Consider the following 14,836-nt stretch of genomic DNA (forward strand, 5'->3'; position numbering starts at 1 on the left):
CGCTGCCCCCCCCGCCGCGCCGGACGGCGGTCGGGCGCGCGCTCCTAGAGCGACGTCAGGATCCGGGGGCCGTCGTCGGTGATTGCCACCGTGTGTTCCGTGTGGGCCGCGCGGCTGGCGTCGAGGGTGCGGACCGTCCAGCCGTCGCGGCCGGTGTAGTGGTCGTCGCCGCCGCCCGCGATCAGCATCGGCTCGATCGCGAGCACCATGCCGTGGCGCAGCACCATGCCCCGGCCCGGGCGGCCCTCGTTGGGGACGCCCGGGTCCTCGTGCATGGTGCGGCCCACGCCGTGGCCGCCGAAGCCGTCCGGGATGCCGTAGCCCGCGCCGCGGCAGACCCGGCCGACGGCGTGGGCGATGTCGCCGATCCGGTTGCCGACGACCGCCGCGGCGATCCCCGCCGCCAGCGCGGCCTCGGCGGTCTCGATCAGCCGGGTGTCCTGTGGGCGGGCCCGGCCCACCGTGAAGCTGACCGCCGCGTCACCGACCCAGCCCTTCAGCACGGCGCCGCAGTCGATGCTGACCAGATCGCCGTCGCGCAGCGGCTCGTCGCCCGGGATGCCATGCACGATCGCGTCGTTGACGGAGACGCAGACCGTGGCAGGGAACGGCACCGGCGCCCACTGCGGGCGGTAGCCGAGGAAGGGCGATTCCGCGCCCGCGGCGGACAGCACCTCGCGCGCCGCCGTGTCCAGGGCACGCGGGGTGACCCCGGGCGCCGCGGCCTTCCGTGCCGCCTCCAGCGCCTGGGCGACGACCCGGCCGGCGGCCCGCATCAACTCCAGGGACTCATTCGTTTTGATCTCCACCATGCCAATTATTATACCGGTATTAGAATGGTGGACATGGTTCGTACTCCCCTCACCCCCGAAGAGCGCGAACGCGGCGAGCGCCTCGGCGCCCTGCTGCGCGAGGCGCGCGGCGCCCGCAGCATGGTCGAGGTCGCCGCGGCCGCCGGGCTGTCCGCCGAGACGCTGCGCAAGATCGAGACGGGCCGGGCCCCGACCCCCGCCTTCTTCACCGTCGCGGCACTGGCGGGGGTCCTCAGCCTGTCCATGGACGAGCTGGTCGTACGGGCGTCACTCCAGCCCGTCTAGACGGAGACGGCCAGCTGCACCCGGCTGTTGCCGGGGGCGCTCGAGCTCGTCGAGGGGCGCGAGCGCGAGATCGGCGCGCCCGATCCTCCCCGGCCCGTCGAGGACCGTCCCGACCGCCGTCCGGTACCCACCGGTGCGCGCCGCGTCCGCGCTCAGGTCCAGCGGCGGCACCACCATCAGCCAGTCCAGCTCAGGCCCCGCAGTGGACAGCAGCGCGAACTCGTTTACGTACCCCTGGGCGAACGCCCGCCACGCCCCGGGGAGTTCGGGCGCGTCCATCAGCCGCACCCCCGGTGCCGTCTCCGGCGTGGTCGCGATGCCCAGCGTCACCAGCCGCCGTACGCCCGCTCGCACCAGCCCCTCGGTCCTGCGCCCGGGCCCGCGAGCACGTCACCGACGCGAACGGGCGCGCGAGGCGTACGGAGCCGGTGAGTAGGCTCCGGCCATGAGGACCGAGGAGCTGCGGCGCCGCCGCTATGTCAGTCTCACCACCTACCGCAAGAACGGCACGCCCGTCGCCACCCCGGTGTGGTTCGCGCTGGACGGCGAGGAACTGGTCGTCTGGACCCGCTCCGACTCCTGGAAGGTCAAGCGTCTGCGGAACGACCCGCGGGTCGTGGTCACCCCCTGCGACGCGCGCGGCCGCATCGCGCCCGGGGCGCCGAGCGCGGAGGGCACCGCCAGGCTGATGGCGGCCTCGGAGATGCGGGCCCTGCGCAGGCTGCTGCTGCGTAAGTACACCTGGCAGTTCTGGCTCGTCGACATCCCCGCGACGATCGCCCGCGGCGGCAAGCGGCCTCACACCGGCATCGCCGTGACGTTCTGACACCGCGCCGCGCCCGAAAACTCCCCGTAGCCGTGGCGTAACACGCCTGCGGTCCAATGCCTGCGTCGGGGGACGGCTTGAGACGGCGTGGGGCGGCTTCGGCGAGGCGGGCGGGCAGGCGTGGTCAGGATGACGGAACATCAACTCCCGGTGGAAATCGAGGAGTTCAGTCGGACGCTACGGGAGCTGGCGGGCCTGCTCGACCCGGCGAGCGGCTGGTACGGCGTGTTCGCCGCACGCGATCCGCAGGGCCTGCGGGCCTGCTTCGACGGCATCGAGATCCTGCCGTGGGACGTGGTCGAGGCACTGCTCCAGGACCTCGCGGGGCTGCGCGCCGAGGGCGAAGTGGCCGCCTTGCGGGTACGGGCGCGGGCACTGCACGCCGAGGCCGCCGCAGTCCACGACCGGCGCCCCGGCGGCCGTGCGGCGCTGGGGGAGCGGCTCGCACTGATGGAGGGCGAGCGGGACCGGGCCGCGCGCCGCGCCGGGGAGCTGGCCGCCCTGCTCGCCGCGGCCGTTCCCGACGCCGATAAGACGGGCCTCACCCACGACCTCGCCTGGGCCCACGACGACCAGGCCCGCGCCACCGCCCGCGTCGCCGAACTCCGTTCCCGCCTGACGGCCCTGGACCGCGAGCCGGGCGAGCCGGGGGTGGGTGGGCCCACCGGCCTGGGATCGGCCGCCGGGCATGGAGCGCGGAATCCGGCCGGCCAGGACCCGTCGGGGGTGGATTGGCACACGGACCTGGGCCCGGCCGCCGGGCCGGAAGCGGGACCGGCCGGACAGAGCCTGCCGGGGGTGCGTGAGCCCACCGGCCTGGGACCGGCCGCCGAGCCCGTAGCGCCGAATCCGGCCGGCCAGGATCCGGACGAAGGCCCCCAGCCGGGCGTCCAGGGGCGCCCCCGGTGGGTCCGCAGCCGTCTCGCCGCGCCTCGCCGCCCCCGGGGCGCCCGGTACGCCGGGATCGAGGAGGCCGAGGCGCCCGGCACAGGGCACGGGGTGGCGGCGGTACCGGTCGGCGGGGGCGCGCCGCGCGGGGCGCGGTTCGGCGGCGCCGAGGAGGCGCGGCCCGAGCCGGTGGTGCCCGAGCGCCCCTCGCCGGAGGACCGCGAGGCCGCCGCCCGTACCGTCGACGCGCTGCGGCGGCTACGGGCCGAAGGGCGCGGCGGAGAAGCGCACGCCCTGCTGTGCGAGGCCGCCGCCCGGCCGCCCGGCACTCTGGGACCGCTCGCGGAGGAGCTGCACCGCGCGGGGCTCGGCGCCGACTGGGCCACCCTGCTGTGGGAGGCGTCCTCGCTCCCGCCGGAGCGGTTCGCCGCGGCCGCCGGAGTGCTCGCGGACGCCGGACGGGCCGAGGACTGCGGGCAGTTGCTGCGCCAGGGGATCTCCCGGGCCCCCGACGAGATCGGCGCGGCCGCCCTCGCCCTGGACACCGGCGGCCATTCCCGTGAAGCCCGCCTCCTGCTCACCGCGGTCGTCCAGGCGCGGTCCGCCGAGGACGCCGCGCGGCTCGCCGCCGCCGATCCGCACCGGCTCGTACCGCAACTGCTCGACGCCGCCCGCGCGGTGTCCCCGGCACGGGAACGCGACCTCGTCCACGCCCTGCGCGCCAGAGGCCTGGTCGGCGACTGACATGCCCGTACGTGTCGGTGTGTGTCCGATGTGGACCACTCGGGTATGAAACATGATCGACTGCGCTGGTTCCCGGCGGCGGTCTTGCTCCGGGGTGTGACGGGGCTTACGTTCTCCTCCTACGCACCCGCGTCTACGTGCGTAGAGGCTCATCGACGCCGCGCCGAAGGAGCAGCTCATGGCCAACGTCGTACGCGCCGCCCTCGTCCAGGCGACCTGGACCGGCGACACCGAATCCATGATCGCCAAACATGAGGACCACGCCCGCGAGGCTGCCCGGCGGGGCGCCAAGGTCATCGGTTTCCAAGAGGTCTTCAACGCCCCGTACTTCTGCCAGGTCCAGGAGCCGGAGCACTACCGCTGGGCCGAGCCCGTCCCGGACGGTCCGACCGTGACCCGGATGCGAGAGCTCGCCCGGGAGACCGGCATGGTGATCGTCGTCCCCGTCTTCGAGATCGAGGGCGCGGGCTTCTACTACAACACCGCCGCCGTCATCGACGCCGACGGCACGTACCTCGGCAAGTACCGCAAGCACCACATCCCCCAGGTCAAGGGGTTCTGGGAGAAGTACTACTTCAGGCCCGGCAACGCCGGCTGGCCCGTCTTCGAGACAGCCGTCGGCAAGGTCGGCGTCTACATCTGCTACGACCGGCACTTCCCCGAAGGGTGGCGCCAACTCGGCCTCGGCGGAGCGCAGTTGGTGTACAACCCGTCGGCCACCTCGCGCGGCCTGTCCGCACACCTCTGGCAGCTGGAGCAGCCCGCCGCCGCCGTCGCCAACGAGTACTTCATCGCCGCCATCAACCGCGTCGGCCAGGAGGAGTACGGCGACAACGACTTCTACGGCACCTCGTACTTCGTCGACCCGCGCGGCCAGATGGTGGGGGACGTCGCCTCCGACAAGGAGGAGGAACTCGTCGTCCGCGACCTGGACTTCGACCTCATCGAAGAGGTCCGGCAGCAGTGGGCCTTCTACCGCGACCGACGGCCCGACGCCTACGACGGGCTGGTGCAGCCGTGAGCAGCCTCTTCGAGCGCCACCGCGCCGTCGCCCCCGACTGGCTCGCCCTCTACTACCGCCACCCCATCGAGATCACCCATGGCGAGGGCCGGCACGTCTGGGATGCCGACGGCAAGAAGTACCTCGACTTCTTCGGTGGCATCCTCACCACCATGACCGCCCACGCCCTGCCGGAGGTCACCAAGGCCGTCTCCGAGCAGGCCGGGCGGATCATCCACTCCTCCACGCTCTACCTCAACCGCCCCATGGTCGAGCTCGCCGAACGCGTCGCCGCCCTCTCCGGCATCCCCGACGCCCGGGTCTTCTTCACCACCTCCGGCACCGAGGCCAACGACACCGCCCTGCTCCTGGCCACCGCCTACCGCCGCTCCAACCAGATCCTGGCGATGCGCAACAGCTACCACGGCCGCTCCTTCTCCACCGTCGGCATCACCGGCAACCGTGCCTGGTCCCCGACCAGTCTGTCCCCGCTCCAGACGCTCTACGTCCACGGCGGGGTGCGCACCCGCGGCCCCTACGCGCAGTACTCCGACGAGCGCTTCATCGACGCCTGCGTCGCCGATCTGGAGGACCTGATCGGCCACACCCGCGACATCGCCGCGCTGATCGCCGAACCCGTCCAGGGCGTCGGCGGCTTCACCTCACCGCCCGACGGGCTCTACGCGGCCTTCCGCGAAGTCCTCGACCGGCACGGCATCCTGTGGATCGCCGACGAGGTGCAGACCGGCTGGGGCCGTACCGGCGACCACTTCTGGGGCTGGCAGGCGCACGCCGAGAACGGCCCGCCCGACATCCTCACCTTCGCCAAGGGCATCGCCAACGGCATGTCCGTCGGCGGCGTCGTGGCCCGCGCCGAGATCATGAACTGCCTGGACGCGAACTCGATCTCCACCTTCGGCGGCTCCCCGGTCACCATGGCGGCCGGTCTCGCCAACCTCACGTACCTCCTGGACCATGACCTCCAGGGCAACGCCCGCCGCGTCGGCGGCCTGCTCATGGAGCGGCTGCGCGCCATCACCGCGGGTGTGGACGGTGTACGGGAGGTACGCGGCCGGGGCCTGATGATCGGCGTCGAGCTGACCCGGCCGGGCACCGACGTGCCCGACCCCGACGCGGCCGCCGCGGTCCTGGAGGCCGCCCGCGAAGGCGGGCTCCTCATCGGCAAGGGCGGCGGACACCACACCACCGCCCTGCGCATCGCCCCGCCCCTGACCCTCACCGTCGCCGAGGCGGAGGAGGGCGCCGCGATCCTCGAAGAGGCCCTGCGCGCCGTGTAGTCGCCATCCGACAGGGGAGTCACCCATGTCCACCCGTACCCTCATCCGCGGCGGACTCGTGATCACCGCCGCCGACGAAATCCACGCCGACGGCCCGATCGACGACGGCCGCATCGCCGCGCTCGCCACCCACGGCTCCGACGTGGCCGAGAGCTGGACGGCCGCGCGGACCATCGACGCCACCGACAAGTACGTCATCCCGGGCGGCGTCGACGCCCACACCCACAGGGAACTGCCCTTCGGCGGCACCTACCCCTCCGACACCTTCGAGACCGGCACCATCGCCGCCGCCTGGGGCGGCACCACCACCATCGTCGACTTCGCGGTGCAGAGCGTGGGCCACTCGGTACGCGAAGGGCTCGACGCCTGGTGCGCGAAGGCGGACGGCAAGTGCCCCGTCGACTACGGCTTCCACGTGATCCTCTCCGACGTCAACGAGTCGTCGCTCAAGGAGATGGACCTGCTCGTCGAGGAGGGCATCACCTCCTTCAAGGGTTTCGTTCGGTCGCGTGACCGGGGGTGTTCTAGCGGAGTAGGCCGTGAGGCGCGGCAGGCGCGCGGGAAGCGGCATGAAGGGCGGGCTGGGAAATGACTCGGACTCTGATTACCGGTGGTCTTGTGATCACGGCCGCGGACGAGCTGCACGCGGATGTGCTGATCGAGCATGGTCGGGTGGTGGCGTTGGCGGCGCCGGAGACGCAGGAGTGGACGGCGGACCGGGTGATCGACGCGTCGCAGAAGTATGTGATCCCGGGTGGGGTCGATGCGCACACCCACATGGAGCTGCCGTTCGGCGGTACGTTCGCGTCGGACACGTTCGAGACGGGGACGAGGGCTGCGGCGTGGGGCGGGACGACGACGATCGTCGATTTCGCGGTGCAGGTGAAAGGCGAGTCGCTGCATGCCGGCCTGAATGCCTGGATGGAGAAGGCGGACGGGAACTGTGCGATCGACTACGCGTTCCACGTGATCATGTCGGACGTGAACGAGACGACGCTGCGGGAGATGCCGAAGCTCATCGAGCATGGCGTTTCCTCGTTCAAATTGTTTATGGCCTATCCCGGGGTCTTCTTCTCGGACGACGGCCAGATTCTCCGCGCGATGCAGGTGGCCGGCGATGCCGGTGGGCTGATCATGATGCACGCGGAGAACGGCATCGCGATCGACGTCCTGGTGGAGCAGGCTCTGGCGCGGGGTGAGACCGATCCGCGCTATCACGGGGAGGTTCGCAAGGCGCTGTTGGAGGCGGAGGCGACGCACCGGGCGATCCAGCTGGCCCGGGTCGCCGGGGCGCCGCTGTATGTCGTCCACGTGTCGGCGCAGGAGGCGGTGGCCGAACTGGCGGCGGCCCGGGACATGGGGCTGCCGGTCTTCGGCGAGACCTGCCCGCAGTATCTGTTCCTGTCGACGGACAACCTGGCGGAGCCGGACTTCGAGGGCGCCAAGTACGTGTGCAGCACGCCCCTGAGGCCGAAGGAGCACCAGGCGGCCCTGTGGCGGGGGCTGCGGACGAACGACCTCCAGGTGGTCTCCACCGACCACTGCCCGTTTTGCTTCGTCGGCCAGAAGGACCTGGGCCGGGGCGACTTCTCGAAGATCCCCAACGGTCTGCCGGGTGTGGAGAACCGCATGGATCTCCTCCACCAAGCGGTCGTCGACGGGCACATCAGCCGCCGCCGCTGGATCGAGATCGCCTGCGCGACTCCGGCGAGGATGTTCGGCCTGTATCCGCAGAAGGGCACGATCGCGCCCGGCGCTGACGCCGATGTGGTGATCTACGACCCGCACGCGACGCAGACGCTGTCCGCGGAGACGCACCACATGAACGTCGACTACTCGGCGTACGAGGGGAAGACGGTGACCGGCCAGGTAGAGACCGTTCTCTCGCGGGGTGAGGTCGTCATCGACCAGCGCAAGTACGTGGGGCACGCGGGGCGCGGGGTGTTCGTGCCGCGCGGTCTTTGTCAGTACCTGGGCTGAGTAGCCCGGGGTCTCGTCGTACCGACTCGAACTTGGAGGTCCCGCGTGGACTTCGGACTCGTCCTGCAGACCGACCCGCCTGCCTCGCAGGTCGTCGGCCTGATGCGCAGGGCGGAGCGCAACGGCTTCCGCTACGGCTGGACCTTCGACTCCGCTGTGCTGTGGCAGGAGCCCTTCGTCATCTACAGCCAGATCCTGGCCAATACCACCAAGCTCCACGTGGGTCCGATGGTGACGAACCCGGGGACGCGTACGTGGGAGGTGACGGCCTCCACCTTCGCCACCCTCAACGACATGTTCGGCAACCGGACCGTGTGCGGCATCGGGCGTGGCGACTCCGCGATGCGCGTCGCCGGCCGCAAGCCCAACACCCTGGCCCGCCTGGGCGAGGCCATCGACGTCATCCGCGAGCTGGCGGAGGGCCGCGAGGCGACGGTCGACGGCAACCCGATCCGCATCCCCTGGATCAAGAACGGCAAGCTCCCGGTGTGGATGGCCGCCTACGGGCCGAAGACCCTGGCCCTGGCTGGGCAGAAGGCCGACGGGTTCATCCTCCAGCTCGCGGACCCGTTCCTGACCGAGTGGATGGTCAAGGCCGTCCGGCAGGCCGCCGCCGACGCCGGCCGCGACCCCGGCGCCCTCACCATTTGCGTCGCCGCCCCCGCGTACGTCACGGCCGACGACTCGCCCGAGGCCCTGGCGCACGCCCGTGACCAGTGCCGCTGGTTCGGTGGCATGGTCGGCAACCACGTCGCCGACCTCGTCGCCAAGTACGGCGAGCACTCGTCGAGGGTGCCGGAGGAGTTGACCACTTACATCAAGGGCCGGCAGGGCTACGACTACTCACACCACGGCCGCGCCGGGAACCCGTCCACTGACTTCGTTCCGGACCAGATCGTCGACCGCTTCTGCCTGCTGGGACCGGCCGAGGCGCACATCGAGAAGCTGCGGGCCCTGCGCGACCTCGGGGTCGACCAGTTCGCCGTCTACGACATGCACGACGCGAGGGAGGCGACGATCGACGCGTACGGCCAGCGCATCATCCCGGCACTATGCGACTGACTGCCGCGTCCGCGCCCGTCCAGTTCGCATCCTTGGCGACCTGGTCCGTGTCCCAGACCTCGAAGGTGAGGGAGAACTGCCGGGGGCTGACCGAGCTCGTGGTGCTCGGCGTCGGCCCGCGACTGGGGATCATCACGCCCACCGTGTTCGCCATGCTCGTGGTCATGACGCTGGTCACCACGGTGCTGACAGCGCCCGTGCTCACCCTGATCGACCGCGTGGCCGCCCGGCAGCGGAGCACCGTTCTGAAGGGGCCGGAAGCCGAGGCCCGATGACTGCACGCCCCCGAGTTCAACCGCGTACGTGGGGACGGGGAGTTACCGATGCGGGCGGCTACGGGACAAGAAGGTGAACCGTTCCGGGTTGGGTGGAGACTCGAGCCCGTGTGGGAGGGATTCGAGCCCGGCCCTCGCGGAGGCACTGCAGCGCGTCGGGCTGGCTGGGCGGCACAAGGAGACGGTCCACCGCCTCAGCGGTGGCGAGCCGCAGCGTGTGGCCCTCGCCCGTCTCATCGTCCAGCAGCCGAAGCTCGTCCTCGCGGACGAGCCGACCGCCGCTCTGGACCGTGACAACACCGCGATGGTTCTGGACTCGCTACGGGAAATGAGCCGAGCCGGGTGTGCAGTGGTGATCGCCACACATGACGACACCGTCCGTGATGCCTGTGACAACGTGTTCGCCCTGGGCACGCCGCTCGTGTCCAGGTGAGTCCGACAGCGGGGGAGGCGTCGGCCGCCGGCGGGGTGGGAAACGATCTCTGCCGGCGCCTTCCCAGGCAATTGACAGAGCGTAATGATTGCCGGTGGACAGCAATGCGAACGCATGTGTCCCCCTGCCAGCATGGGCGTGCCGAGAGGTGTCTCCGCCGCACCTCGCACATCGGGAGGAACTGCCTGTGAGCACCGACAACAACCACGAGCCGGTCTTCGTGCGCTCCAAGTGGGGCACCAGCCGCTACGTCTACAACCCGAACAACCCGGCCGGACTCGCGCTGATCGTGCTCTCGGTGCTCTTCGCCATCGGCGGGATGTACTCCATGCGGTCTTCGTCCGAGTGGAGCGAAGACGAGCTGCGGGAGGCGGTGCACCAGGCGGCCAGGACGCTGGACGACAGCTCCACGTCCCAGACCGAATGGACCGTTCACGTCGACTACGGCCCGCGGATACGCGACGCGATCGCGAGGACCGGTGCCGGCCCGCGGTACGGCGTCGACGTGTCGGAGGTGGAGGACGACGCGCACGTCTACGAGATCACCGCCGACGACGCCGACGCGGCTCACTGCATGACGATCACCGAAGCACCGGAGCCGATAGTCAACCACTACCGCACCGTGCGTCTGAACGTGTCGGTGACAGACCGTGCCTGTTGAACCGGCCTTCTCATCGTCCGGTTGACGGACCGGCCACGCCGGCCGGGGCCGGTTCGAGGTGGCGGTGGACGCGGCGCAGGAGGGAGGCGAGCGTGACGCGTTCCTCTGCGCTCAGGGGCGCCAGGATGTCGTCGTCGGTCGATGTGATGTCCGCGCTGAGGTGGGCCAGGAAAGATCTGCCCGCCGGTGTCAGCCGTACGACGACCCGGCGCCGGTCCTCCGGATCGCGGTCGCAGGCGAGGTGGTCCGACTTGACCAGGTCGTTGACGATCTTCACCAGGTCGCTGGCGTTCATGTCCAGGCGGGCGGCGAGGACGGTCTTCATCTGCGGGCCGAGATCGGCCACCATCGCCAGCACGGTCAGGTGCCACAACCGGAGGTTGTGCGCGGTCAGCCGGTCGCTGAGCCGGCGGCGGGCGCCCTTGCCGATCGCGTACATCAGATAGGCGTTGAGGTCGAGCACGCTGGGCGGTGTCATGCTCAGGGACGGCGGGCCGGAGGACCTGGCGCCTGAACCGTCGTTCGTGTCGGGGGCGTGATCGGGGGTGTCATCAGGGGGGCCGCCCGTGAGGGCATCGATGGTCAGGTCGGCGCTCGCCAGCGTCCGGAAGACCTGTGCCCAGTCGGTGGGCATGCTCGATATGCCGAATAACGCGAACCTCGTTCCCGAAGCGTCGTGCGCCGTACCGGAGATGACGGACTCTTCCACTGTTCTCTTTGCTCCCCGTGCGAGTTAGGTGAACCTAACCTAGTCATTTTCCAAGTGTGCCGGCGTCCCCCAGGACCGTCCGGGGGACGCCGGAGTTCGAATGTCCCGGCTGTCAGGCGCGGCTGGTGAGGTAGCCGCCCATGGAGGTGAAGTACTCGGTCGCGGGCAGCTCGTGGCCGTCCTCGGTGCGTACCCGGGTGATGGCCAGGCCGTGGTTGCGGCCGGTGCGGGCGTCGGCGCCCGCGACGATGACCACGCCCTCGCCCTCACGGTAGAAGATGCGGCCGGGCGTGCCTCCGTACCGTCCCTCGGACACGGTGGCGGCCAGGATCTCCAGGCGCTTGCCCCGGTGGAAGGTGAAGGCGCTCGGGTACGGCGCGGACTGGGCGCGGACCAGGCGCTCCAGGACGTCGGCCGGCCAGTCCCAGTTGATCCGGATGTCTTCCTCGGACCGCTTGTGGAAGAAGCTGGCCTGCGCGCGGTCCTGCTTGGTGAACTCGGTCTCGCCGACGGCGATCCGGGCGAGCGCGCCGACGGTGACCGGGGCGATGAGGTCGACGGTCTTGTGGAACAGGTCGGTGGCCGTGTCCTTCGGGCCCACGGGGACCGCCCGCTGGTCCACGATGTCGCCCGCGTCGAGCACCTCGTCCATCATGTGGGCCGTGACGCCCACTTCCTGCTCGCCGTTGATGAGGGCCCAGATGATCGGCGAGAAGCCGGCGTACTTGGGCAGGAGCGAGTCGTGGATGTTCAGCGTGCCGTGGCGGGGCAGCGAGTAGATGTGCGGCGGGATCCAGGTGCGCCAGTTGTTGGCCACGATGATGTCCGGGTCGGCCGCCTTCAGGAGGTCGAACAGCTCTTCGTCGTCAGGGCGGTTGCGGATGATGACGGGGACGCCGTGCTCCTCGGCGAGGTCGGCGACCGAGTCGCTCCAGATCTTCTCGTAGGCGTGCTCGCTCTTGGGGTGCGTCACGACCGTCACCACGTCGTGCTCGGAGTCCAGGAGGGCTTGCAGGGTGCGGTGACCCCAGGTCTGGTAACCGAACATGACGACCCGCATGGGGTTCCTCCTCAGAAGAGCGAATGACCGCGCCAAGTAAAGCAAGCCTTACCTAACGATGCAATGGGCTCTACTTTCAAGCCTGTTCAGGGCCGAAGGTCTGGCGCATGTCCGATTTGCCCGGTCGACAGGTTGGTGCAGGTCAGGTTAGCTTTACCTAAGTTCGGCTGCTTGGCGGTAACGGCGGCTCGGTGTCCTGTTCTTTTCAGCCACGCCTGACAGGTGGCTGTCCCGCACGATGGGAGTGACATGTCACAGGCTCTTCCTGGCGACGCACCTTTGATCCACGACCTCATAGGCATCGGTTTCGGACCGTCCAATGTGGCCATGGCGATCGCGCTCAGCGAGCACAACGCGCGCGTCGGAAGGCAGGAAGCGGTCACCGCCCACTTCTTCGAGCGTCAGTCCGGCTTCGGCTGGCACCGCGGCATGCTGATCGACGACGCGACGATGCAAGTCTCCTTCCTCAAAGACCTGGTGACGCTCCGTAACCCGTCCAGCGAGTACACCTTCCTGCGCTACCTGCAGAGCAAGGGCCGGCTGATCGACTTCGTCAACCACAAGAACCTCTTCCCGCTCCGGGTCGAGTTCCACGACTACTTCGAGTGGGCGGCGGCGAAGGTCGACGACATGGTCTCCTACGGCCACGAAGTCGTCGCCGTCGAGCCCGTCGTACGCGACGGGGTGGTGGAATACGTTGATGTGACGGCCCGTTCAGGGTCCGAGACGGTGGTCCACCGTGCCCGGAACCTGGTCATCGGCACCGGGCTGCGCCCCCTCATGCCGGAGGGCGTGGAGCGTACGGACCGGGTCTGGCACAACTCCGACCTGCTCGCGAAGGTGGAAGGCCTGCAAGGCGCCGAACCCGAGCGCTTCATCGTGGTCGGCGCCGGCCAGAGCGCCGCCGAGAACGTGGCCTATCTGCACCGCCGTTTCCCCGGCGCGGAGGTCTGCGCCGTCTTCTCCCGGTACGGCTACAGCCCCGCCGACGACAGCAGCTTCGCCAACCGCATCTTCGATCCGGCGGCCGTCGACGAGTACTTCACGGCCCCCGACGACATCAAGCGCAGGCTGATGGACTATCACGGCAACACCAACTACTCCGTGGTGGACATCGACCTGATCGACGACCTCTACCGCCAGGCGTACCAGGAGAAGGTCCTCGGCACCGAGCGGCTGCGCTTCCTCAACGTCTCGCGGCTCACCGGTGTCACCGAGACCGAGGACAAGGTCCGCGCCACCGTCACCTCCCTGGTCACCGGAGAGGAGAAGGAGCTGGACGCCGACGTCGTGGTCCTCGCCACCGGCTACAGCCCGGCCGATCCGCTCGGCCTCCTGGGCGAGCTGGGGGACCGCTGCCACCGCGACGGGCAGGGCCGTGTGCGGGTCGAACGGGACTACCGCGTCATGACCGACGCCGGCCTGCGCTGCGGCATCTACCTCCAGGGCGGCACCGAGCACACCCACGGCATCACCTCGTCGCTGCTCTCCAACACCGCGATCAGGGTCGGCGAGATCCTGCAATCGGTGCTCGACCGGGGGCTGGGCCGCGTCCAGGGCGCATCCCGCCCCGTCGCCGACGGCATCGGCTCCGTCCGCTAGAGAGCCTCCGCCAGCGAGCCTCCTCCAGAGAGCCTCCAAGCCCCCAGGGTCCCCCTGGCCAGCCCCCCACTCGCCCGGCCCCAGGCAGCGCCGTCGTGCACGGCGGCCGTGGCACGCACCGTGAAATCCCCGTGAAAGGAACACCCGTGTCCACTGGTACGCGCCCCGCTCTGACGCGGTTCATCAGGCAAGTCCCACGCGTGGCTGTCGCAGCCGTCGCCGCGCTCACTCTGGCCGCCTGTGGGGGCGGCGGCGAGAAGAAGGAGTCGAAGTCGTCGGGTGAGGGGGGCTCCGGCTCGTCGTCGGCCGCCTTCTCGGTGACGGTGGAGCACAAGTACGGCTCCACGACGATCGACAAGGAGCCGAAGCGGGTCGTCACGCTGGGGCTCTCGGACCAGGACGCCGTGCTCGCGCTCGGTGTGAAGCCGGTCGGAGCGGTCGACTGGTTCAAGGAGCAGCCGTACGGCAAGTGGCCCTGGACCAAGGACAAGTGGGGGTCGGCCAAGCCGCAGATCGTCGGTGAGCGTGACGAGTACAACATCGAGAAGATCGCGGCGCTGAAGCCGGACCTCGTGATCGCCCAGTACTCGGGCATGAAGAAGGAGCAGTACGACACCCTCTCCAAGTTCACCAAGGTCGTCGCCCAGCCCAAGGGGCTGCCCGACTACGGCGCCTCCTGGCAGGTCATGACCCGTCAGATCGGCAAGTCCCTGGGCAAGGACGCCGAGACCGAGAAGCTGATCGCCGGCATCGACGCCCGCTTCAAGGCCGCCCGCGACAAGAACCCCCAGTTCGCCCAGAAGACCCTCGCCGTCGCCGACAGCTTCGAGGCGGGGAAGTACTCGGCGTTCACCAAGACCGACCCCAAGTCCATCTTCTTCTCCGAGCTCGGCTTCAAGCTGAAGCCCGAGATCGACACCCTGGCCAAGCCGGGCTGGAACGTCGCCGAACTCAGCGCCGAGAAGCTGAACGTGCTCGACGTCGACCGGGTCGTGTGGGTCACCTCCAGCACCGACGCCAACAACCGGATCAAGGCCGAGCCGCTCTACAAGAACCTCAAGGTCCACCAGGAGAAGCGCGACCTCTTCGTGCCGTACCAGGACCCGGACATCGGCGCGGCGTTCTCCTTCAACACGGTCCTGTCGATTCCCTACGCGATCGACGAGATCGAGCCGCTGCTGACGGCCATCAAGTAACACCA

16 protein-coding genes and 1 pseudogene are annotated in these 14,836 nt (G+C 69.9%); 13 read left to right on the forward strand and 4 right to left on the reverse strand.

Features of this window, described 5'->3' with window-relative positions:
• Window positions 1–44: 44 nt before the first annotated feature.
• Window positions 45–812 carry a type I methionyl aminopeptidase gene (gene map / locus IEZ01_RS25810; protein ID WP_189204013.1) on the reverse strand — a complete coding sequence of 256 codons (768 nt, stop codon included), beginning with the start codon at window positions 810–812 and terminating at the stop codon, window positions 45–47.
• Window positions 813–845: 33 nt separating this feature from the next.
• Between map and IEZ01_RS25815 the strand changes: the two genes are divergently transcribed.
• Window positions 846–1,097, forward strand: a complete 252-nt coding sequence (locus IEZ01_RS25815) for a helix-turn-helix domain-containing protein (protein WP_189204015.1) — start codon at window positions 846–848, stop codon at window positions 1,095–1,097.
• On the opposite strand, the gene IEZ01_RS25820 is transcribed toward IEZ01_RS25815, so the two are convergent.
• Complete coding sequence (locus IEZ01_RS25820; RefSeq protein WP_229833228.1) at window positions 1,080–1,451, reverse strand: NAD(P)-dependent oxidoreductase; 372 nt, start codon at window positions 1,449–1,451, stop codon at window positions 1,080–1,082. The genes IEZ01_RS25815 and IEZ01_RS25820 overlap by 18 nt on opposite strands.
• A gap of 91 nt (window positions 1,452–1,542) precedes the next feature.
• Here IEZ01_RS25820 and IEZ01_RS25825 point away from each other — a divergent pair, with 91 nt between their 5' ends.
• From IEZ01_RS25825 to IEZ01_RS25870, 10 genes and pseudogenes are all read left to right on the forward strand, one after another.
• The gene (locus IEZ01_RS25825) at window positions 1,543–1,923 is read left to right on the forward strand and encodes a PPOX class F420-dependent oxidoreductase (protein ID WP_189204017.1); all 381 of its coding nucleotides are present in this window, start codon (window positions 1,543–1,545) and stop codon (window positions 1,921–1,923) included.
• A gap of 129 nt (window positions 1,924–2,052) precedes the next feature.
• Window positions 2,053–3,555 carry a UL36 very large tegument protein gene (locus IEZ01_RS25830; protein WP_189204019.1) on the forward strand — a complete coding sequence of 501 codons (1,503 nt, stop codon included), beginning with the start codon at window positions 2,053–2,055 and terminating at the stop codon, window positions 3,553–3,555.
• Between the two features lie 178 nt (window positions 3,556–3,733).
• Window positions 3,734–4,576: a nitrilase-related carbon-nitrogen hydrolase gene (locus tag IEZ01_RS25835; RefSeq protein WP_019890424.1), complete on the forward strand. Its 843-nt coding sequence runs from the start codon at window positions 3,734–3,736 to the stop codon at window positions 4,574–4,576.
• Complete coding sequence (locus tag IEZ01_RS25840) at window positions 4,573–5,853, forward strand: aspartate aminotransferase family protein (RefSeq protein WP_019890425.1); 1,281 nt, start codon at window positions 4,573–4,575, stop codon at window positions 5,851–5,853. The genes IEZ01_RS25835 and IEZ01_RS25840 overlap by 4 nt, the downstream gene beginning before the upstream one ends.
• 25 nt (window positions 5,854–5,878) lie before the next feature.
• Window positions 5,879–6,355: pseudogene (locus tag IEZ01_RS25845) on the forward strand (dihydropyrimidinase); the annotation flags it as partial.
• Window positions 6,356–6,441: 86 nt separating this feature from the next.
• A complete protein-coding gene (gene hydA, locus IEZ01_RS25850) occupies window positions 6,442–7,833 on the forward strand; it encodes a dihydropyrimidinase (protein WP_019890427.1) in 1,392 nt (463 codons plus the stop codon).
• A 45-nt stretch (window positions 7,834–7,878) separates the two neighbouring features.
• Entirely contained in the window at window positions 7,879–8,895 is a 1,017-nt protein-coding gene (locus tag IEZ01_RS25855; RefSeq protein ID WP_189204020.1) for a TIGR03842 family LLM class F420-dependent oxidoreductase, read from the forward strand.
• A gap of 47 nt (window positions 8,896–8,942) precedes the next feature.
• Window positions 8,943–9,170, forward strand: a complete 228-nt coding sequence (locus IEZ01_RS25860) for a hypothetical protein (RefSeq protein ID WP_267907299.1) — start codon at window positions 8,943–8,945, stop codon at window positions 9,168–9,170.
• Between the two features lie 73 nt (window positions 9,171–9,243).
• Complete coding sequence (locus IEZ01_RS35745; RefSeq protein WP_267907300.1) at window positions 9,244–9,603, forward strand: ATP-binding cassette domain-containing protein; 360 nt, start codon at window positions 9,244–9,246, stop codon at window positions 9,601–9,603.
• Between the two features lie 187 nt (window positions 9,604–9,790).
• Window positions 9,791–10,264, forward strand: coding sequence for a hypothetical protein (locus tag IEZ01_RS25870; RefSeq protein ID WP_019890431.1), 474 nt, complete (start codon window positions 9,791–9,793; stop codon window positions 10,262–10,264).
• A gap of 10 nt (window positions 10,265–10,274) precedes the next feature.
• Here the strand turns inward: IEZ01_RS25870 and IEZ01_RS25875 are convergent, their stop codons facing one another.
• Both IEZ01_RS25875 and IEZ01_RS25880 read right to left on the reverse strand, forming a co-directional pair.
• Complete coding sequence (locus IEZ01_RS25875; protein ID WP_019890432.1) at window positions 10,275–10,898, reverse strand: MarR family winged helix-turn-helix transcriptional regulator; 624 nt, start codon at window positions 10,896–10,898, stop codon at window positions 10,275–10,277.
• A 187-nt stretch (window positions 10,899–11,085) separates the two neighbouring features.
• The gene (locus IEZ01_RS25880) at window positions 11,086–12,033 is read right to left on the reverse strand and encodes a methionyl-tRNA formyltransferase (protein WP_189204024.1); all 948 of its coding nucleotides are present in this window, start codon (window positions 12,031–12,033) and stop codon (window positions 11,086–11,088) included.
• A 249-nt stretch (window positions 12,034–12,282) separates the two neighbouring features.
• Here IEZ01_RS25880 and IEZ01_RS25885 point away from each other — a divergent pair, with 249 nt between their 5' ends.
• Both IEZ01_RS25885 and IEZ01_RS25890 read left to right on the forward strand, forming a co-directional pair.
• Window positions 12,283–13,635 carry a lysine N(6)-hydroxylase/L-ornithine N(5)-oxygenase family protein gene (locus tag IEZ01_RS25885; RefSeq protein ID WP_028798136.1) on the forward strand — a complete coding sequence of 451 codons (1,353 nt, stop codon included), beginning with the start codon at window positions 12,283–12,285 and terminating at the stop codon, window positions 13,633–13,635.
• Window positions 13,636–13,835: 200 nt separating this feature from the next.
• Complete coding sequence (locus IEZ01_RS25890) at window positions 13,836–14,831, forward strand: iron-siderophore ABC transporter substrate-binding protein (protein ID WP_189204026.1); 996 nt, start codon at window positions 13,836–13,838, stop codon at window positions 14,829–14,831.
• Window positions 14,832–14,836 lie beyond the last annotated feature (5 nt).

The organism is Streptomyces purpureus (genome assembly GCF_014648195.1).
Classification (GTDB): Bacteria; Actinomycetota; Actinomycetes; order Streptomycetales; family Streptomycetaceae; genus Streptomyces; species Streptomyces purpureus.